The 18,157-nt window shown below is 62.9% G+C and carries 20 protein-coding genes; 9 read left to right on the top strand and 11 right to left on the bottom strand.

Going from position 1 to position 18,157, the window contains the following annotated elements:
- Nucleotides 1-15: 15 nt before the first annotated feature.
- From V5738_RS16055 to fliR, 8 genes are read left to right on the top strand one after another with little or no spacing between them, the layout of a single operon-like run.
- On the top strand, nt 16-1,554 hold the full coding sequence (locus V5738_RS16055; RefSeq protein ID WP_423821819.1) for a flagellar hook-length control protein FliK: 1,539 nt from the start codon (nt 16-18) through the stop codon (nt 1,552-1,554).
- 41 nt (nt 1,555-1,595) lie between these two features.
- Complete coding sequence (gene fliL / locus V5738_RS16060) at nt 1,596-2,084, top strand: flagellar basal body-associated protein FliL (protein ID WP_423821820.1); 489 nt, start codon at nt 1,596-1,598, stop codon at nt 2,082-2,084.
- A gap of 2 nt (nt 2,085-2,086) precedes the next feature.
- Complete coding sequence (gene fliM, locus V5738_RS16065) at nt 2,087-3,094, top strand: flagellar motor switch protein FliM (RefSeq protein WP_423821821.1); 1,008 nt, start codon at nt 2,087-2,089, stop codon at nt 3,092-3,094.
- A gap of 3 nt (nt 3,095-3,097) precedes the next feature.
- Nucleotides 3,098-3,655, top strand: coding sequence for a flagellar motor switch protein FliN (gene fliN / locus V5738_RS16070; RefSeq protein WP_423821822.1), 558 nt, complete (start codon nt 3,098-3,100; stop codon nt 3,653-3,655).
- On the top strand, nt 3,652-4,155 hold the full coding sequence (gene fliO, locus V5738_RS16075) for a flagellar biosynthetic protein FliO (RefSeq protein WP_423821823.1): 504 nt from the start codon (nt 3,652-3,654) through the stop codon (nt 4,153-4,155). Before fliN ends, fliO begins: the two co-directional genes overlap by 4 nt.
- Nucleotides 4,156-4,157: 2 nt before the next feature.
- Nucleotides 4,158-4,916 (top strand): flagellar type III secretion system pore protein FliP, encoded by a 759-nt coding sequence (fliP, locus tag V5738_RS16080; RefSeq protein ID WP_423824195.1) that lies wholly within the window; start codon nt 4,158-4,160, stop codon nt 4,914-4,916.
- 40 nt (nt 4,917-4,956) lie between these two features.
- A complete protein-coding gene (gene fliQ / locus V5738_RS16085; RefSeq protein ID WP_423821824.1) occupies nt 4,957-5,226 on the top strand; it encodes a flagellar biosynthesis protein FliQ in 270 nt (89 codons plus the stop codon).
- A 9-nt stretch (nt 5,227-5,235) separates the two neighbouring features.
- Nucleotides 5,236-6,027 carry a flagellar biosynthetic protein FliR gene (gene fliR / locus V5738_RS16090; protein ID WP_423821825.1) on the top strand — a complete coding sequence of 264 codons (792 nt, stop codon included), beginning with the start codon at nt 5,236-5,238 and terminating at the stop codon, nt 6,025-6,027.
- Nucleotides 6,028-6,393: 366 nt separating this feature from the next.
- Here fliR and flgL read toward each other — a convergent pair whose 3' ends face one another.
- The 11 genes from flgL to flgB all read right to left on the bottom strand — a co-directional run bounded on the left by flgL (nt 6,394) and on the right by flgB (nt 17,157).
- Complete coding sequence (gene flgL, locus V5738_RS16095; RefSeq protein WP_423821826.1) at nt 6,394-7,605, bottom strand: flagellar hook-associated protein FlgL; 1,212 nt, start codon at nt 7,603-7,605, stop codon at nt 6,394-6,396.
- Nucleotides 7,606-7,625: 20 nt separating this feature from the next.
- Nucleotides 7,626-9,257, bottom strand: coding sequence for a flagellar hook-associated protein FlgK (flgK, locus tag V5738_RS16100; protein WP_423821827.1), 1,632 nt, complete (start codon nt 9,255-9,257; stop codon nt 7,626-7,628).
- A gap of 104 nt (nt 9,258-9,361) precedes the next feature.
- On the bottom strand, nt 9,362-10,450 hold the full coding sequence (gene flgJ / locus V5738_RS16105) for a flagellar assembly peptidoglycan hydrolase FlgJ (protein WP_423821828.1): 1,089 nt from the start codon (nt 10,448-10,450) through the stop codon (nt 9,362-9,364).
- Nucleotides 10,450-11,571 (bottom strand): flagellar basal body P-ring protein FlgI, encoded by a 1,122-nt coding sequence (locus V5738_RS16110; protein ID WP_423821829.1) that lies wholly within the window; start codon nt 11,569-11,571, stop codon nt 10,450-10,452. The genes flgJ and V5738_RS16110 overlap by 1 nt, the downstream gene beginning before the upstream one ends.
- Before the next feature lie 19 nt (nt 11,572-11,590).
- Nucleotides 11,591-12,298 (bottom strand): flagellar basal body L-ring protein FlgH, encoded by a 708-nt coding sequence (locus V5738_RS16115; RefSeq protein WP_423821830.1) that lies wholly within the window; start codon nt 12,296-12,298, stop codon nt 11,591-11,593.
- A 15-nt stretch (nt 12,299-12,313) separates the two neighbouring features.
- Complete coding sequence (gene flgG / locus V5738_RS16120; protein ID WP_423821831.1) at nt 12,314-13,096, bottom strand: flagellar basal-body rod protein FlgG; 783 nt, start codon at nt 13,094-13,096, stop codon at nt 12,314-12,316.
- Nucleotides 13,097-13,168: 72 nt separating this feature from the next.
- The gene (locus V5738_RS16125) at nt 13,169-13,924 is read right to left on the bottom strand and encodes a flagellar basal body rod protein FlgF (RefSeq protein WP_423821832.1); all 756 of its coding nucleotides are present in this window, start codon (nt 13,922-13,924) and stop codon (nt 13,169-13,171) included.
- 35 nt (nt 13,925-13,959) lie between these two features.
- A complete protein-coding gene (locus V5738_RS16130; protein WP_423821833.1) occupies nt 13,960-15,390 on the bottom strand; it encodes a flagellar hook protein FlgE in 1,431 nt (476 codons plus the stop codon).
- 221 nt (nt 15,391-15,611) lie between these two features.
- Nucleotides 15,612-16,292, bottom strand: a complete 681-nt coding sequence (locus V5738_RS16135) for a flagellar hook assembly protein FlgD (protein ID WP_423821834.1) — start codon at nt 16,290-16,292, stop codon at nt 15,612-15,614.
- A gap of 20 nt (nt 16,293-16,312) precedes the next feature.
- Complete coding sequence (gene flgC / locus V5738_RS16140; RefSeq protein ID WP_423821835.1) at nt 16,313-16,717, bottom strand: flagellar basal body rod protein FlgC; 405 nt, start codon at nt 16,715-16,717, stop codon at nt 16,313-16,315.
- Between the two features lie 26 nt (nt 16,718-16,743).
- Complete coding sequence (gene flgB / locus V5738_RS16145; protein ID WP_423821836.1) at nt 16,744-17,157, bottom strand: flagellar basal body rod protein FlgB; 414 nt, start codon at nt 17,155-17,157, stop codon at nt 16,744-16,746.
- A gap of 155 nt (nt 17,158-17,312) precedes the next feature.
- Between flgB and flgA the strand changes: the two genes are divergently transcribed.
- The gene (gene flgA, locus V5738_RS16150) at nt 17,313-18,014 is read left to right on the top strand and encodes a flagellar basal body P-ring formation chaperone FlgA (RefSeq protein ID WP_423821837.1); all 702 of its coding nucleotides are present in this window, start codon (nt 17,313-17,315) and stop codon (nt 18,012-18,014) included.
- Nucleotides 18,015-18,157: the final 143 nt, after the last annotated feature.

Genomic DNA, 18,157 nt, shown 5'->3' on the forward strand with positions numbered 1-18,157 from the left:
CGGGGGGGTACTGCGATGACGACCGATCTAAACGTTTTGACCGGGGGCCAAAACGCTGCCAAGGCAGCGTCCAGTGCCGGCGGCAAAACATCGGATTCCAAAACGGCGGACGGCCAGAAGGCTGATTTCGGGCGTGAACTCGCGCAGTCCCAGGCGGCGCGTCGCGACACGACGAAGCCGTCTGCGGAAGCAACGAACAACGCCAAAAACGGCCCCAAGCAGCCGCAGGCAAAAGCCGGCGAAGCCACGGACCGACAGGCCGACGCTACCACCAAGTCTCGCCCGGATACGGCCGAGACCGCGGCTTCGTCGCGCCACGACAAACCGGCTGGCGACGACCAGAAAAACGCCGATGCCACGCAGTTGAGCCGGAAATGGCTGCTGCGCATGGCCCAGGATTCGGCGGCCTCGAAAACCGCCCAGGCCTCGGCCCAGGCGACCGCCAAGACCGGCGCCGCGTCACCGGCAGGGTCGGCCAGTCAGTCCAAGCCCGATACCGCAGGCCAGGCGACCCTGGTCCGCGCCACCACGCCCGAGGGCAACGGCGAGGCCCGGCCGGCCGCAGGCCATGCGAAAGCCGACAAGAGCAATAAAACAGCTGACGACGGCAGCGCGTCCGAGGATCAAACCAGCGAAGCCAGCCTGGCCTCGGCTGCATTGAACCTGAGCGCGCATATCCCGGCGGCAGCCCGGGCGGCAACCGGTACCGGCAAGGCCGGTAACGAGCGCGGCGATACAGTCGAGCTGGGCAATCGTGGCCATTCGAAAGGCCAAGCCCAGACGGCCCTGGCTCAGCTGCTGGCCCGTGCCGACGGCAGCGCTAGCACCGACTCGGACAGCGCCGCCGCCGGCAAAGGCCAGACCGGCGCGCACGGCCTGGATACGCTGACCCGGCAGCAGACCGACGCGCTGGCCCGGCTCGCCGATCGCGGATCGAACAGCGGTTTTGCTCAGGCACAAGCCCAGGCCAATACCGACGCCAGCACCGCCTCGAACGCCACGAGCACGCCGTTCCCGTCGCCGACTGTGGGCAGCCAGAACGGGCCGAACGCGGCTATCGCCGGCGGCCTGGCCGGTCAGGCCGCCGGGGCGGCTACGAACCCGGGCATCGGCGCAGCGCTGGGCAGCGACGGCTGGAATAGCGCGCTCGGACAGCACACCCTGCGTCTGGCCAGCGGCGGCCAGCAGCAAGCCCAGATCCAGCTGCATCCGCGCGAGCTCGGCCAGATCAATATTTCGGTCACCGTCAACGACCACAACCAGGCTCAGTTGCATCTGATGTCACCGAACGCCCATGTACGCGACGCCATCGAAGCGGCCCTGCCCCAGCTTCGCCAGTCGCTGGCGGCCGGCGGCCTAACGCTTGGCCAAGCTTCGGTCGGCGACCAGGGCAGCCAGGCCGGCTTTGGTGACACCGGTGCCCAGGGCGAATCCGGGCGCGGCGGCCAGTCGTCGGACAGCGGCCCGACGATCGAAGCCATTGGTGATATCGAACCGACCCCGAGCGCCGGCCTCCTCGCTGGCCTACGCGGCGGCATCGATATCTTTGCCTGAGCGCCGTTTTTGATACTCCGAACTCTGTAATGAACACATTCATGTCTGAACCGTTGTCTTTTGCCGCCGTGCGGCGCCAACGCGGCATCGGCCGCTTGCCGATTCTGATCGCACTGATCGTGCTCATACTGCTGGTGGCCGCGGCTATCGGCGGCTATTTCTTTATGGCCCAAAGCAGCGATGCAGACACGTCGGCCAAGGCCGAACAGCAGCCACCGCCCAAGCCGACCTTCGTCAAGGTCCATCCGATGACGGTCAACTTGGCCAGCGATGCCCGGGTGCTCTATATCGGGCTGTCGCTCAACGTGGCCGATCAGGCCACGGCCGAACTGCTCGATTCGCATATGCCGGAGGTGCGCAACCGGATGTTGATCACGCTCAGCGACCAGAAGGCCGAACAGCTGACCAGTGCCCAGGGCAAGCGCGAGATCGCCGAAACCCTGCGCAAGACATTGCGCCAACCCTATTCCGCGGATGGCGAAGACGTCGCCATCAACGACGTATTGTTCACCGACTTCATCGTGCAATAGCCATGGCCGACGATGACATGTTGTCCCAGGAGGAGATCGATTCGCTGCTCAAGGGGGTGAGCGGCGAAGACGAGCCCGTCCAGGACCAAACCACATCCCAAGGCAAGCGCATTCGGCCGTTCGACCCGGCCACACAGCAGCGTGTGGTGCGTGGCCGCCTGCATACGCTGGACATCATCAACGAGCGCTTTGCCCGTGATTTTCGGATGTCGCTGTTCAATCTGATCCGGCGCAGCGCAGATATCACGGTCGATTCGGTCAAGATCCAGGCCTACAGCGAATTCACCCGCAATCTGCCGGTGCCGGCCAACATCAATCTATTCGCGATGAAACCGCTGCGCGGCAATGCGCTGATGGTGTTCCCGCCGAACATGGTGTTTCTGGTGGTCGATAGCCTGTTCGGCGGCGATGGCCGGTTCCTGACCCGCTCCGAGGGCCGCGAGTTCACCCATACCGAACAGCGCATCATCCAGCGTTTGCTAGATCTGGCGCTAGAGAGCTACGACCAGGGTTGGCGCAATGTGTATCCGCTGGAGCTGGAATTCCAGCGCGCCGAAATGCAGGTCCGGTTCGCGAATATCACCAGTTCGCCGAACGAGCTGGTCGTGAACACGACCTTTCACCTCGAGGTCGGCTCGTTCGGGGCCGATTTCAACATCTGCATCCCCTATGCGATGGTCGAGCCGATCCGCGAGGTGTTGACCAATACCGCGATGCAGAAAGCCGACCCGGAAGAGCAGCGCTCCCGGACCGCTCGGCTGGCGGGCGAGGTCAAGCGTACCCACGTGCCGCTGACCATCGACTTCACCGATCTCCAAAGCACGCTCGGCCAGGTCAACCGACTCAAGGTCGGCGATGTGCTGCCGATCGAGCTGCCGAACGAAGTGACCGCACGGGTCGATGACGTTCCGGTGTTCACGGCCAACTATGGCCGGCTCAACGACCGCAAGGCGCTACGCATCACGCACATGATCGATCACGACGTGGAAGACACGTCCCAGGATTCCTAAGCCATGACTGATTCGCCAAAAGATACAGAAAACGAGGGCAACGAAGGCGCCATGGATGATATCTGGGCTGAAGCCATGGCCGAACAGGCCCAGTCCGAGCAAGCCGCCGACCCCGGAGCAGAAGATAACGACGCCGGCGCCGACATGAGTTCGGCCTGGGCCGAGGCGATGGCCGAACAGCAGGCCACCGAGGCCGAGCCGGAGCCGGCCGCAGCGCCCCACGCAGCGGCTGCGAGCGCCCGCAGCGCCGAGGACAGCGTGTTCAAACCGCTCACCGGCGAAAGCACCGGCGGCGCCCGGCGCGATCTCGACATGATCATGGAGATCCCGGTCACGTTGTCGGTCGAGCTGGGCTCGACCCGGCTGTCGATTCGGGAGCTGCTGGATCTGGCCCAGGGCTCGATCGTCGAACTCGACGGTCTGGCCGGCGAGCCGATGGATATTCTGATCAACGGCTATCTGGTTGCCCAGGGGGAAGTCGTAGTCGTCGAAGACAAGTACGGCATCCGCATCACTGATATCGTCACCAAGGCCGAACGCATCCAGAAACTCAATCGATGACCGAATCCACAACGGCTTCGAAAACCAGTGGCGGCATCACGCCATCCTGGTTCGAGGCCGGCTCCGATACCCACAAGACCGGTCAGGACGGCCCCGCCGGCACGCCGACCACACCGCCCCCCGGGCCGAGCGCCGACCCGGTCGATGGTTCGTTGATCGGGCGAACCTCGATCGGTCTGATCGCGGTGATCGGCGTCATTCTGATCTGTGCCTGGCTGCTCAAGCGGCTCGGCTTTCAGCGCGACCGGGCCAGTGACCGCCTGAAAGTGGTGGCCTCGCGCAACCTCGGCCAGCGTGAGCGCGTGGTGATCGTCGAAGTCGAGGATGAATGGCTGGTGCTCGGCGTGACCGCCCAGAACGTCAATGCCCTACATCGCCGGCCGGCACCGGCCGATCGCGGCCCCGCCCCGGAGCAGACGCCGCGTTCGACCACGCGCCCGAGCTTCGGCCAGGCGCTGGCCGACAATATCGGCCGGCTCGGCCGTCGCGACAATCGATGAGTATGGGGCGAATTCTACGCTGGGCCATACTGCTGGCCGGCGTACTGTTCAGCTCGACCGCGCTGGCTCAGACCGGCGGCGGCAGTACCGGCCTGCCCGGTATGACCAGCCAGCCGATGGCCAACGGCGGCACCCAATGGAACGTCTCGGTCCAGATGCTGGTGCTGTTCACGGCCCTGACTTTTCTGCCGGCCGTGCTGTTGTTGATGACTGGCTTCACGCGCATCATCATCGTGCTCAGCCTGCTGCGCAGCGCCCTCGGCACGCCGACCGCGCCGCCCAACCAAGTCCTTCTGGGGCTGGCGTTATTTCTGACCTTCTTCGTCATGTCGCCGGTGTTTCATCAGGTCTACGACGTCGCCTATAAGCCATTGTCGAACGACGACATCACCTTTCAACAGGCGCTCCAGCGCGGGGCCGGGCCGATGCGCGATTTCATGCTGCGCCAGACCCGCGAACCCGATATCGCGATGTTTGCCAATCTCGGCGAGGTTGGCCCGATCGCCACGCCCCAAGACACCCCGATGCGGGTGCTATTACCGGCGTTCGTGACCAGTGAGCTCAAAACCGCGTTCCAGATCGGGTTTACCATCTTCATCCCGTTTCTGGTCATCGACCTGGTGGTGGCCAGCGTACTCATGTCGCTGGGCATGATGATGGTTCCACCGGCCACGATTTCACTGCCGTTCAAGCTCATGCTGTTCGTACTGGTGGATGGCTGGACGCTGCTCATCGGCTCGCTGGCCAAGAGTTTTTTCTAGCTCGAATGAGGTCGGGCACGAGCGCCACAGGGGAACGCTAATGACGCCTGAAACCGTGATGGATCTGGCCTATCAAGGCATGAAGCTGACGCTGATGGTGGCGACCCCGTTGCTGGGCACGGCCCTGGGCGTCGGCCTGCTGGTGGCGCTGTTTCAGGCAGCCACCCAGATCAACGAAATGACCCTGTCGTTCATTCCCAAGATTCTGGCCGTGTTCGTGGTACTGATCATCGCCGGGCCGTGGCTGATCGGCGAGATCATCGATTTCACGCGTAATCTGCTTTTAAACATCCCCAATCTGGTCAGCTGAGCACTGCCCATGCTCGAGTTTACCAGCGGCCAGCTTACCGGCTGGGTCATGCTCCTGTTCTGGCCGTTCGTGCGTATTCTGGCGTTCATCGCTACCGCACCGATCTTTGGCGAGATCAGCACGCCGCGCCGGGTCAAGCTGGGCTTGGCGATGCTGCTAACGTTCATCATCGCGCCGACACTCGGCGATATCCCTAACGTGCCCCCGGTGTCGATCGCCGGGGTATGGCTGGTCATGCAGCAGGTCGCGATCGGGGTGGCTTTGGGATTAACGATGCGCCTGGCCTTCGGCGCGGTGCAGTCGACCGGCGAGTTCATCGGCATGCAGATGGGGCTCGGCTTTGCGTCCTTCTATTCGGCCGCGCTCGGCGCCAATACAATGGTCCTCGGCCAGCTCCTGAATACGTTCGCGATGCTGTTGTTTTTAGCGTTCAACGGCCATCTGGTGCTGATCCACATACTGGCCGAGACGTTTCGGCTGCTGCCGATCGGTGACAGCATGCTGCATGCCGAAGGCTGGCAACTGGCGGCCCAGACCGGTGCGATCGTGTTCACGGCTGGCATCAGCCTGGCCCTGCCGCTGATCGCAACCCTGCTGACCATTAATATGGCCATGGGGATCCTCAATCGGGCCTCCCCCCAACTCTCGATCTTCTCGATCGGTTTTCCGATGACCTTGCTGGCGGGGCTGACGGTACTGACGTTCCTGATTCCTGGCCTGGGCGATGCCCTGCACCAGCTGTTCGATACCCTGTTCAATCGCACGCTGGAGATCGCTAACGCCCTGGCCGGCGGCAATTGAGCCAGGCTGTGAATGATCACGGGCTGTTCGCTGCAGCTGTCCCAGAAAGCCGCGTCATAGGATAGTCCCGCCCGGCCGAGCAAGCTGAGAATGCATCGCCCGATATGGCCATTAAGCCCAATCACAAGACATGGCGAACCCTGGTTCGCAGACGGACTAAGGCCGCTGGCCGGTGTATAGCAGGGCTTTCGTCGCACCACAGAAGGCTTTGCCCCATTCCTGGGCCGGTGTCGGTGCGCTTGCCGGACTGCAACGTCTTGAATGAGCCAACCGCGTTCCGGGCCGCCCGCTGAGCGCGGCGCCAGGCGTTCAAGCCCGGCCCGCTGCACCGCAGCCGCTCCTCGGACGCAGCGGCTGCGCTGTCGATCAGGTCTGCTGGAAAATCGACATCTGCTGGATACTGGTAAACGTCTGCTGGGAAGCCTGCAGGGCCACCCTGGCCAACGACCAGTCAGAGATCGTCGAGACCATGTCGGCATCCCGCAGACTCGAGATATTGCGTTCGTAGTTGGTGCTCATCGTCTGCCCGACGTCGTCGAGGTTATCGAGCTCGTTCAGACGGGTCCCGAGGTTCGATCGCACCGACAGCACGTTGTCCTGGGCGTTGTTGACCTGGCGCATGGCCCGATTGATGGTATTCGTGAGCTTGGCCTGCGATCGATCGTCGTTGACTGGCTCACGCAATGTCGAGACCGTCTGGGCCAGGGCATTGAGGATATTGTTGTCCTCGCCACGATCCTTGGCGAACGTGAAACTGTCACCGTCGGCCGGCGCGCCCTTGATCTTGGTCTGCATCGAATCGCCGAGGGCGATCGGTTCGCCGGGCTGATAGGCCTGCGGATCGCTGGTGCCGTTCGGCCCGTCGACGGTGTAGGTGGTGTTGCCGCTGCCGTCGACGGCAAAGCTCAGGGTGAATTGACGGCCATAGTCGTCGGCCGACGCATCCGCGATATCGAGCGCGCTATAGGTCGCGCTGCCACTGTTGTCGGCCGCGGCCGTGGCTACATAGCTGGCATTCGAAGTGGTCGAGGTAAAGACCTTGTCCCCGGTATCGTTGATGGCCATCTGGCGCGAACCATCGACCTGGAGCTGACGTTGACCGTTGTCGCCGGTGAAGCTCAGTGCACCGGTCGAACCGCTAAACGGGGCAGTGTCGCTTTTGAAGCCAGCGAAGATATACCGGCCATTGCCATCCTTGGCGTTGGCGTTCGATACCAGCTGGTCGTAGACCCCTTCGAGCTGATTGGCCAGCGATTCACGGTCGGCATCGCCCAGCGTGCCGTTGGCAGCCTGGACCAGACGCTGGCCCGCCGAGGCTAGCGCATCCGTGACCTGGTTGAGCTGGTCTTCTTCGGTCGACATCTGGCGCTGGGCGGTTGCGCGATTGCTGGCGTATTGCTCGTTGATCTGGCTGGACTGCTGCAGATTGAGCAGCTGCGCCGCACCGCGCGGATCATCCGACGGATTGTTGATGCGCTGGCCGGTCGACAGTTGCTCGCCGAGCTTCGAGACCCGCGATTGCTGATCCAGGATCGACTGCGTGCCGATCGAATAAATGGTGTTGGTGCTCAGACGCATGACAAACCCCTCGAGACGTTCTAGCGTGCCAGACCCAGAACCGTGTCGAACACGGTCGAGGCGGTCTGGATGACCTGGGCATTGGCCTGGTACATCTGCTGGTAATACATAAGATTGACGTTTTCCTCGTCGAGGTTCACGCCAGCCACCGATTGCTGGGCCTGGGTGAGCTCGTCGGTCAGCGAACTCTGGGAATTCTGATTAACCTGCAGCGACTGGGTCTTGTTGCCGATGTCGCCGACCAGCTGGGCATAGTTATCGGAGAAACTGTGGTTGCCAGCGACCACCGAAGCCTGCTGCAGGCCTGCCATGGCATTGGCGTTGCTGTTGTCGCCCACGCCATTGCTGGCCCCGTCGGTACGACCGGCCGCCGCCAGCTTGGCCGGGTCTGAAATCGCGACCTCGAACGCCGCTGCCGCGTCGTCCAGCGGCCGCACGATGAAGCTGTCGCCCTCTTCCGGCGTGCCGCTATCCAATTCCAGTTCGAGGCCGCCGAACGCCAACGGCGAATCGCCGCTGGCGACCTGTTCGCCATCGCTGGTACGGGTGACCTGGTACTGGCCATCGGTATAGTCGACCCGATAGTTGCTGGCGGTGACGTTCTCGGTGTCGCCGTCGACGAACGAAGCCTTGAGCGTGGCATCGCCACCGTTGTAGGCCGCACCATAGGTCTGCGGCTGGCTGGACGTGAACAGATCCCCACCCTGCGCGCCGTTGAGGTCGCTGCCCTGGCTGTGCTGGGCATTGAGCGCGGCCGACAAATCATGGGCAGTCTGATTGAGCTTGGCCTGGGCCGGCGCCAACGATTCGCTCTTGAACGCCAGCAGGCCGCCGATTTCGCCGCCCGATACGCGATCGTTCGGGATCGCTCGCAGGCTGCCATCGGCACTCTTGTACGCCAGGCGCTGCTGGGTCGGATCATTCGGATCGGCCATGGTCGCCAGCTCATGGCTACCGGTGGCATCCACCAGCGATTGACCGCCCACGGTCAGGTTATAGCTGCCGTCGTCGTTGGTGGTGACGTCGACGTTGACCAGCTGGCTGGTCTCGGAGACCAGCTGATCGCGCTGATCCAGAAGTTTGTTGGGCTCGGCCCCGGTACGCGAGCGGGTCACGGTGATCTGCTGGTTGAGCTCGGCGATCTGCTTGGCGTTGTTATTGACCTGGGAGACCGCGCTGGTGACTTGGTCGTCGACCGCATCCCCCATGTTCGACAGCGTCGAGGCAAATGAACGGAATCGACCGGCCATATCCTGGGCATCGCCGAGCACGGCGTTGCGCGCTGCTGCATCTTCTGGCGAGCCCGCCAGGGTCTGTAGGCTATCGAAGAAATCCTGCATCCGCGGAGCCAGGCCGGATTCGCTGTCCGACAGCAGATTATCGATCTGCGAGATCTGGTCGAGATGACTGGTGGTGGCAGCCTCGGTCGACTGGGCGTCGTTGAGTTGGGCCGTCACGAACTGGGCATACTGGCGCTGGATACCGGAGACGCGTACCCCGCCCGGATCGTTGCCGCCAGCGACCTGTTCGAGCTGGGTGGTCTGGCGGGTATAGCCGGGCGTATTGACGTTGCTGATGTTGTTACTGGTCGTCGACAACCCGGCCTGTGCAGCACTGAGACCGCTTAAACCGATTCCGAACAGATTCGACATGGCGACGCTTTCCCCTTCACAACCATCCGGCCTGCATGGCCGTCATTTAAGATATCAACGGCCGATCAGCCGACAACTTGAGCCCCTGGCCGGGCCGAGGCCGACTAGGCGATCGGCCGGCTTTGGGCGTTCAGATCTACAACCGCCCCTGCGCTATCTGCGAACAGACCACCGCGCTGGCTGGCCGGAATCCGGTCCATGACCGAAACCAGCTTGTCGGCATAGTTGGGATCGGTGGCATAGCCACCCGCCTGCAGCGCGCGGGCCGCGGCCTCGGGCGAGTCGGCGTCGCGGGCCGGCGCATAGCGCGGCGAATCGTTGATCAGGCGGGCATAATCGTCGAAGGCCTGTTCGTAGGAGTCATACACTCGGAAGCCGGCCCGCGTGCGCTGCATGGCGCCCTGGGCAAACTCGTGGGTGGTGATCTCGGTGCTCGCCCCATCCCATCCCGTGGACTTGATATTGAACACGTTGTGGCTGGGCTGGCCGCTTTCGGTCGTGGTTTCATGGCGCCCCCAGCCGGTCTCGAGCGCAGCCTGGGCCAGGATCAGTCGGCTCGATAGCCCGGTCTTGCTGGCGGCCCCGTCGGCGGCCGTCCCGAGCCGGTCAACGAAATCGCGTACATAGCCGGCCGCATCATCCAGCGGAGCATCGCTCGCGCCCGCTGCACCGAGCGACAGGATCGGCGCGCCTCGGCTAGCGACCAACGGGCCGCCGTCACGCATGGCATCGCCCGCGGCCGACGGCTTCGAAGCCGCTGCGGCCTCGCGCTGGGCCTGGATCGCGGCCAGTGAGTCCGAGGCCGCCAGCGGCTTCGGATCGGCCTTGGCAATGGTCGCGACCTGATCAGGCGCTGCCGCCGAGGCCGCAGCCGCCGATGCACCGCCACTCTGGCCGGTCAGCTGCTGGGTTAGCATATCGGCCAGCCCCATGCCGCGCTTGGCCAGGGTCTGCGACCACTGGCCGTCCATCATGTCCTGGTATTGCTTGTTGGCCGACGAATCGCCCAACAGATCCGACTTGGGGATGGCATCGCGCATGCTCGACAGCATCTGCTTGATGAACATCGCCTCGAACTGCTGGGCGGCTTTGTGTACGCCTTGGCCATCGTGCTTGTTGGCCGAATACTTGAGCTTGGATACGGCGTTAACATCGAGCGCGAACGCACTGGACACATCGTTGGTTGCCGCCATCAGATGACCTCCAGATCGGCATTCAGCGCTCCGGCGGCTTTCAATGCCTCCAGGATGGCCATCAAGTCCACCGGGGTTGCGCCCAGCCGGTTGAGCGCATCGATCACGTTCTGTAACGACGTGCTGGGTGCGACATAGTTGAGCGAGCCGTCCCCCTGCTGCACGTTGATATCGGCATTGGGCACCACCGCGGTCTGACCACCCGACAGAGCATTGGGCTGTGAGACGATCGGGTTGGAATCGACCGTGACCGACAGGCTGCCATGGGCCACGGCAGCCTCGTTGAGCGTGACCACGCCGTTCATGACCACCGAGCCGGTACGCGAGTTGACTACCACGCGCGGCTTGGGCGTGCCCGGCCGGACCTGGATATTCTGAACCCGGGCCATGAAGGCGACTTTCGAGCCCAGATCGTTCGGCACGGCGATCGAGATCAGCCGCGAGTTCTTGGCGGTGGCCAGCGAGCGTCCGAACGCTGCGTTGATCGCCTGCATCGTCCGGGTCGCGGTATTGAAGTCGGCCTGCTTGAGCTCGAGATCGATCGTGCCGTTGGCCGCCAGCTCCGAATCGATCGCGCGTTCGACGATCGCACCTTCGGGGATGCGCCCGGCCGCGGTCTGGTTGACCTGTACGCTCGAGCCGGCCGCCTGGATATTCAAACCCGGCGCCAGCACATTGCCTTGGGCCAGCGCATAGATGTTGCCATCCGCGCCTTTTAGCGGAGTCATGAGCAACGTGCCGCCGCTCAAGCTATCGGCATTGCCCATCGAAGCCACGGTGACGTCGATTTGCTGGCCGGTGGCTGCGAATGCCGGCAGCTCGGCAGTCACCATTACTGCAGCGACGTTCTTGAGCTGCATGTTGGTGCCGCCCGGTACGGTCACGCCGAGTTGGGTCAGCATGTTGCGCACCGCCTGGCCAGTGAACGGCGTCTGGGTGGTCTGGTCGCCGGTATTGCTCAAGCCCACGACCAGCCCATAGCCGATCAACGGATTCGAACGTACGCCGTCGAAGGTCGCGATATCGCCTAACCGCTGTGCCGAAGCCGGCATGCAGGCCGTGGCCATCAGCATCGCGCTCGTCATCGCCCAGGCGAACGTACGCAGGATCTGCCCCCTCATTGAGTCCCCCGTCACCGAATCAGAATGGTGAGATATTCAGCAGCGTGCGCTGCAACCAGCCCATATGCTGGGCTTCGTCGATATAACCGTCGCCGTAGTATTCCAGCCGGGCATTGGCGACCTGGGTCGAAGTGATCGTGCTGTCGGCATCGATCATGCGTGGATTGACCACCCCCGAAAACAGCACATACTCGGTGCCCTGGTTGATGCCGATGCGCTTTTCGCCGGCAACCTTGAGATTGCCGTTGGGCAGCACCTGCATCACGGTCACCGTGATGCGCCCGGTGAAACTGTTCGATGCGTTCGAATCGCCCGAGCCTTCGAAATCGTTGCTGCCCGAGATATCCGTTTCCTGCTTCCCGAGCCAATTGCCGATCGCATCCGGCACCGAGGTCGGACTGAAGCCGACCGATCCCTGGCGATTGGCGTTGGACGCCGAACTCTTGGTCGCACTCAGATTCTCGTTGAGCACGACCGTCAGGACATCGCCGACCTGACGCGGCCGGCGGTCCTCGAACAACGGCTTGTTATAGGCCGACTGAAAGATCGAACCATTGCTCGGTGCCGGCGGTGGCGGCTGCGGCGTCGCCGTGGTCGGGCCTTCGACGATATTGTGCCGCGGCAGTTGGGCACAGCCGGCCGCCAACATCACGAGCCCGACCGACCACACCAGGCGCAGTGCCGGGCGGGCAGTGTCAAACAACGATGAACGAACGCTCGCGTGCATTAATTGAACCGTCGGCTAGAGTTGCGCCAGGCGCTGGAGCATCTGATCGGAGGTTTCTACGGCCTTGGAGTTGATCTCGTAGGCGCGCTGGGTCGCGATCATGTCGACCATCTCTTCGACCACGTTCACGTTCGAGGTCTCGACGTATTTCTGACGTAGCAGACCGGCTCCGTTGACGCCCGGCATATTGTCGTTGCGCGGACCGGAGGAGGTCGTTTCCTTGTAGAGATTGTTGCCGATGCTCTGCAAGCCGGCCGGGTTGATGAACGTCGACAGCTGCATCTGGCCGATCTCGTTGGACTGGGTATCGCCCGGCTGGGTCACCGACACGGTGCCGTCCTGGGCGATGCTGATCGACAGCGCGTTCGACGGCACTACGATGCCCGGCTGCACCTGGAAGCCCGACGAGGTGACGAGTTGGCCGTTCTGGTCGAGCTGGAAGCTGCCGTCGCGGGTATAGGCGGTGCTGCCATCCGGCATCTGGACCGCGAAAAACCCCTTGCCCTCAATGGCAACATCCTTGGAGTTGCCGGTCTCTTCCAGGCTGCCCTGGGTATGCAGCCGCTCGTTGGCAACCGATTGCACGCCGGAGCCGACCTGCAGCCCAGAAGGCAGATTGGTCTGTACCGAAGACGAGGCGCCCGGTTGGCGAATATCCTGATACAGCAGATCCTGGAAGACCGGCCGTGAACGCTTGAAACCGTTGGTCGACACGTTGGCCAAGTTGTTGGAGATCGTGTCGAGCTTGGTCTGCTGGCTTTCCAGACCGGTCTTGGCGATCCAGAGCGATCGAATCATGTGCTTTCCCCTCGTGAGCGATCGCGCAGGCCGCGATCGCGGTGGCCGCCTGAATCGGCGGCTCGCGACTGTTTAAGTGACGTCGAGCAGTTGGTTCGCGCTACGGGCGTTGTCATCCGCCGACGACAGCATCTTCATCTGCATCTGAAACTGGCGCGCGTTGTCGATCATGCCGACCATGGTTTCGGTCGGGCTGACGTTGCTGGCCTCCAAGGCCCCGCTTTCGATGCGTACGCTGTCGTCGGGTTGTAGCGCCTCGGCCGTGCCCCCGTTGGGCGTAAGCGCTGTAAACAGCCCATCGGCGCGATGCTGCATGCCGGCATCGGGTGACGCGACCAGCTTGAGCCGGCCGATATCGGCCATGGTATTGGGCTCGTCACCAGCTCCCAGTGCCGAGATCGTCCCGTCGTCGGCGATCGACACCGTGCCGTTGAGCGGCAGCACGATCGGGTTGCCGTTGGCCGACAGCACCGGACGCCCGTTGCTGCGCAACAACCCGGCCGCGTCGGTTTGCAAATTGCCGTTGCGGGTATAGGCCTCGCTGCCGTCGTCGGACTGCACGGCCAGCCAGCCCTGTCCGTCGAGGGCGATATCCAGCGGTCGCCCGGTCTGCTGGATCGGCCCCTGCGACAGATCCGACTGTGGCGTGGTCGCGGCGGTGATGGCCCGCGTAGGCAGGCCATCGCCGTTGACCGGCACCGAACGGAATGCCGACAACTGGGCCTTGAAACCCGTGGTCGAGGCATTGGCCAGGTTGTTGGCCACCACCGATTGCTTGTCCAGAATCTGGCTGGTGCCCGACAGAGCCGTGTAGATCAATCGATCCATGGCAGTTTCGTCCTATCCCCTCGTTAACGCGCCGATCAGCGCAGGTTGACCGCGGTCTGCAGGACCTGGTCCTGGGTCTTGATGGTCTGTGCATTGGCCTGGTAATTACGCTGCGACACGATCATGTCCACCAGCTGCTGCGACAGATCCACGTTCGAGGCCTCCAGGGTGCCGCCGCGCAGGCTGCCAAACTGACCGGTACCGGCGGTGCCGAGCGCCGGCTGACCGGATTCGGCGGTTTCGGTCCAGCTGTTGCCACTGACCGGTTGCAGGCCGTTTTCGTTGCGGAAGCTGGCCAACGACAGCTGAGCCAGATTCAGCGACTGGCCGTTGTCGTAGCTGCCGGTAACCATGCCGTTGTCCTGGACCGAAATTCCGGTCAGGGCGCCCGAGGCATAGCCGTCCTGCGACGGATTGCCGGCGGCGAACGACTGGGCGGTCTGGGTCGAACCGGCGAAATCGAAGCTGAACTCCATACCCGCCGAGCCGTTCTGGGCATCCAGCGTGTAGGCGATCTGCGAGTCGCTTAGATCGTTGTCCTTGCCCGAACCATCGGCGGGCACCGCACTGTTCAGATTGCCCGAGGCATCGAAACTCAGTTCGGTGGCCGGCAGCTGCTCGGTATAGCTGACCGAGCCGCCGGTGAAGTCGCCGTTGCCATCGCTGACCGCGCCGGTCACATTCGCCTTATAGGTATGGCCATCGCCGGTGGTGAAGGTCTGGGTGCCATTGCCCTGGGTCGGATCGAAACCGTCCGGATAGGTGCCGTCGCTGGCCAACGAGGTGGAATACAGCGACTCGGAGCCCAGTGGCATTTCGCCGTTGACCTGCCACTGGTTCTCGCCAGTCTTAGTGAAGTACATATTCACGCTGTGGGCGTTGCCCAGCGAGTCATAGACCGTGTTCGGGGTCGACCAGTCGTAGGTCGTGGCATCACTGGCGTTGAAGTTGTCGCCCGACTTGATCGATGAACCGGCGTTGAGGCTGGCCGCCAGCGACGCCTGGGTGGTCGCGCGCGCACTCAGACCTTCGGCGGGCAGCTGAATGACTTCCGGGTTGCCGCCGGCCTGGACCGAGGCCTGGGTGTTCGGATCGTTGAAGTTGGACACGTTATAGCCGGTCAACAATGCGCCACTGCTGTTGGCCAGATAGCCGTCCTTGGTTTGCTCGAACTGACCGTCACGCGAATACAGCGTCTGGCCGTTGTTCTGCAGGCGGAAAAAACCGCCGCCGTCGATCGCCAGATCGAGGTTGCGATCGGTCGTCTCTAGCGAACCGGTCGAAAAATCCTGGGAGGTACCGGCCACCGACACGCCCAGGCCGGTCCGGGCGCTGGCATAGATGTCGGCGAACTGCGTACTGCCCGACTTGTAGCCGGTGGTCTGCGAGTTCGCGATGTTGTTGCCGATATTGTCTAGATCGGCCGAGGCTGCTTTGAGCCCGCTGATCCCCTGAGTGAAAGCCATGATTACCCCTCGTTACTGGTTGTGCGGTGTGTAGCACCTGCGGCACACCGACCGCGTCTTTTCATGGTGTGTAGTATCCACGGCACACCCCCCGTTTCATTGCGCGAATAACGCGCGTTTTAGCGCGCTATTCGCAACTCCTGACTGGTCAGGCAGTACCGCCCGCCCCTACTCCGACCGTGTTCATGACCGCCATGCGTAAGCCCGGCGCCACGGCCGGGTTAGAGAATCTGATATACCTTGTCGAGCGAGACGAGCCCACCCGGGCCCAGATCCAGCTGCGGGCCGGAATCGCTGGAGACCACGCCGTTGACGAGGCCGGTCGCCAGCCCCTGGACCTCGACCGGTTCGCCGTCGGCGTCCTCGGCGGTCACGTTCAGGTGATAGCTGCCGGCGTCGGCCACGCTGTCGCTGGCATCCTTGCCGTTCCAGTCGAACGACTGGATGCCGGCCGGCTGATTCTCATATTCGGATTGATGCACGACATTGCCGGCATCGTCGGTCAACGTGATCTTGACCTTGGCCGCATCGCCACTGAGATCGATACCGAACGGCGTCGCCTCGCCGCCCTCGCCAACCTTGACCTTATTACCCGGCACCAGAACCTTGTTGCCGATCAGCGAACTGGCCTGCAGCTGCTGCGAGGTATCGATCTGGCCGGTGATCTGAGACAGCCGGTCGTTGAGATCGTTGATCCCGGTCACCGTATTGATCTGGGCGATCTGCGAGGTGACCTGGGAGTTGTCGGTCGGATTGAGCGGATCTTGATTCTTCATCTGCGCTACCAGCAGCGTCAGGAAACGCTCGCTCAGATCCTGGGTGCGCTGGTTGGCACTATTGCTGCTGCTCGAGGCCCCTGCCGAGGCCGCGGATGACAGGGAAGCCAGGGAATCGCTAGGCATGATTCAAACGCCTCGTATGATTATTCGCCAAGCGTCAGCGTGCGCAATGCCAGATCCTTACCGGTGTTGAGCACATTGATATTGGCTTCGTAAGAACGGGCCGCCGAGATCATGTTGACCATCTCGTCGGTCGGATTGACGTTGGGCATCTGGACATAGCCCTGGTCGTTGGCGAGCGGGCTGTCCGGCCGATATTCCTGACGAAACGGCGCCGGATTGTCGGTCACACCGGAGACCGCGACCCCACCCACCTCGGAGCCGGGTGCAGCCTGAACCTGGAATTGCACTTCCTTGCCGCGGTAGGGCTCGCCGTTCGGCCCGGCGACGCTGTTGGCATTGGCCATGTTGCTGGCGGCCACGTTCATGCGTTGCGACTGCGCGGTCAGCGCCGAGCCGGCGATACCGAAGATATTATTCACTGCCATGGGTCCCCCGATTGAGCGTGATGCGATTAGCGACTCGGCTCCATTGCCGATTTCAGTCCTTTGATCTGGCTGCCGAGAATCTGCAGATCGGCGCGATAGTGGACCGAGTTATCCATGAACTGGACGCGTTCGGTGTCCATATCGACCGTATTGCCGTCCAGGCTCGGCTGCGACGGATTGCGATACGCCAGCTCCGGGCCGACAGCCGTGCCTGCCCCGCTACCGGCGATATGGCCGGTATGGGTCGTAGCCATCGCCAGCCCCGACTGCGATTGATTATCCACCGCCGATTTCAAGGCGGATGCGAAATCGAAATCCCGCGCCTTGTAGCCCGGCGTATCGTTGTTGGCGATATTCGAAGCGAGTACGTCCTGACGCTCGGCGCGCAGATTCAACGCCTTACTGTAGAACCCCAGCGACTCGGTGAGTCGATCGATCATCGATAGCCCCTCATGCATTCGACACCGACACTCTAAACGCGCAGTCCGCAGGTCAATTGGTCGAAAAGGCCCAAGCTTTGTGCGCTAATCCAGCAATAGCACGACGTGGTGCTGCGACTAGACTTGCGCGCATGCCGATGCACAACGACAAATACATGAGCGGTTCGAGGCGGTTTCTGGCCGGCGTTTTGGCGCTGCTGATCCCGTTGATCAGCGTCGTGGCTTCGGCCAACGGTAGCGCGGCCGACGATGCGCTGACCCAGCAGGTCGAAGCGTTTCTGCGCTCGGTCAACAGCGATACCGGCGACCAGATTTCGGTCACCATCAATACGCCGACCGCGCATATGCCGACCTGCCACGATCCCGAGCCGTTTCTACCCGGCCAGGGCCGACGCCGTACCGGCCGTATCACTGTCGGTATCCACTGTCCGGGCGATCGCCCGGCGACACGCTATGTACAGGCCGATGTCCGGGTCTCGGGACGCTATTTCGTAGCCAGTCGCGATATCGTGTCGGGTCAGACCCTAAGCGCAGCAGACATCAGTCCTCGCGAGGGCGATATCACTCGGCGCATCGACCGGCTGGTCACCGATCAGCAGACGATCGTCGGCCAGCAAGCCAAGCGTCGGATCGGCGAATCAACGGCGATCGTCGATAACATGCTTGCCCCACCCGATGTGATCTCGCGCGGCGATGCCGTAAAAGTGGTCTCGAAAGGCCAAGGCTTTAGCATCACTACCCATGGCGAGGCGCTCGACGATGCCGCGGCCGGCCAGCGGGTGCGCGTACGCACATCCAACGGCACGGTCGTGTCCGGCAAGCCTGGCGGGCCGGGCATTGTGCGCATCGGACCATGAGCGACTAAAGTCGGGCGAAACCGCCAAAACCAAGCGTATACAGAGGCTTGAACCTATCTAACTCGCGGCGCCCTGCCCAGGCACGGCCGCTGCCGATATGTGCTGCCCACAACGAGATTAAAGTCGCCGTTAGACTGGCCGTT

Origin of the sequence: Salinisphaera sp. SPP-AMP-43 (assembly GCF_049568105.1) — a bacterium.
In the GTDB taxonomy this organism is placed as follows: domain Bacteria; phylum Pseudomonadota; class Gammaproteobacteria; order Nevskiales; family Salinisphaeraceae; genus Salinisphaera.

Bases quoted from the DNA above. Each gene is read 5' to 3' on its own strand.
- flgJ (WP_423821828.1), bottom strand. From the start codon at position 10,450: ATGGCGGCAACCAACGATGTGTCCAGTGCGTTCGCGCTCGATGTTAAC.
- V5738_RS16110 (WP_423821829.1), bottom strand. From the start codon at position 11,571: ATGAGGGGGCAGATCCTGCGTACGTTCGCCTGGGCGATGACGAGCGCG.
- fliR (WP_423821825.1), top strand. From the start codon at position 5,236: ATGCTCGAGTTTACCAGCGGCCAGCTTACCGGCTGGGTCATGCTCCTG.
- flgA (WP_423821837.1), top strand. From the start codon at position 17,313: ATGAGCGGTTCGAGGCGGTTTCTGGCCGGCGTTTTGGCGCTGCTGATC.
- V5738_RS16130 (WP_423821833.1), bottom strand. From the start codon at position 15,390: ATGGCTTTCACTCAGGGGATCAGCGGGCTCAAAGCAGCCTCGGCCGAT.
- fliQ (WP_423821824.1), top strand. From the start codon at position 4,957: ATGACGCCTGAAACCGTGATGGATCTGGCCTATCAAGGCATGAAGCTG.
- fliL (WP_423821820.1), top strand. From the start codon at position 1,596: ATGTCTGAACCGTTGTCTTTTGCCGCCGTGCGGCGCCAACGCGGCATC.
- V5738_RS16125 (WP_423821832.1), bottom strand. From the start codon at position 13,924: ATGGATCGATTGATCTACACGGCTCTGTCGGGCACCAGCCAGATTCTG.
- V5738_RS16115 (WP_423821830.1), bottom strand. From the start codon at position 12,298: ATGCACGCGAGCGTTCGTTCATCGTTGTTTGACACTGCCCGCCCGGCA.
- V5738_RS16135 (WP_423821834.1), bottom strand. From the start codon at position 16,292: ATGCCTAGCGATTCCCTGGCTTCCCTGTCATCCGCGGCCTCGGCAGGG.
- flgK (WP_423821827.1), bottom strand. From the start codon at position 9,257: ATGTCGAATCTGTTCGGAATCGGTTTAAGCGGTCTCAGTGCTGCACAG.
- flgG (WP_423821831.1), bottom strand. From the start codon at position 13,096: ATGATTCGATCGCTCTGGATCGCCAAGACCGGTCTGGAAAGCCAGCAG.
- V5738_RS16055 (WP_423821819.1), top strand. From the start codon at position 16: ATGACGACCGATCTAAACGTTTTGACCGGGGGCCAAAACGCTGCCAAG.
- fliN (WP_423821822.1), top strand. From the start codon at position 3,098: ATGACTGATTCGCCAAAAGATACAGAAAACGAGGGCAACGAAGGCGCC.
- fliO (WP_423821823.1), top strand. From the start codon at position 3,652: ATGACCGAATCCACAACGGCTTCGAAAACCAGTGGCGGCATCACGCCA.
- flgB (WP_423821836.1), bottom strand. From the start codon at position 17,157: ATGATCGATCGACTCACCGAGTCGCTGGGGTTCTACAGTAAGGCGTTG.
- fliM (WP_423821821.1), top strand. From the start codon at position 2,087: ATGGCCGACGATGACATGTTGTCCCAGGAGGAGATCGATTCGCTGCTC.
- flgL (WP_423821826.1), bottom strand. From the start codon at position 7,605: ATGCGTCTGAGCACCAACACCATTTATTCGATCGGCACGCAGTCGATC.
- flgC (WP_423821835.1), bottom strand. From the start codon at position 16,717: ATGGCAGTGAATAATATCTTCGGTATCGCCGGCTCGGCGCTGACCGCG.
- fliP (WP_423824195.1), top strand. From the start codon at position 4,158: ATGGGGCGAATTCTACGCTGGGCCATACTGCTGGCCGGCGTACTGTTC.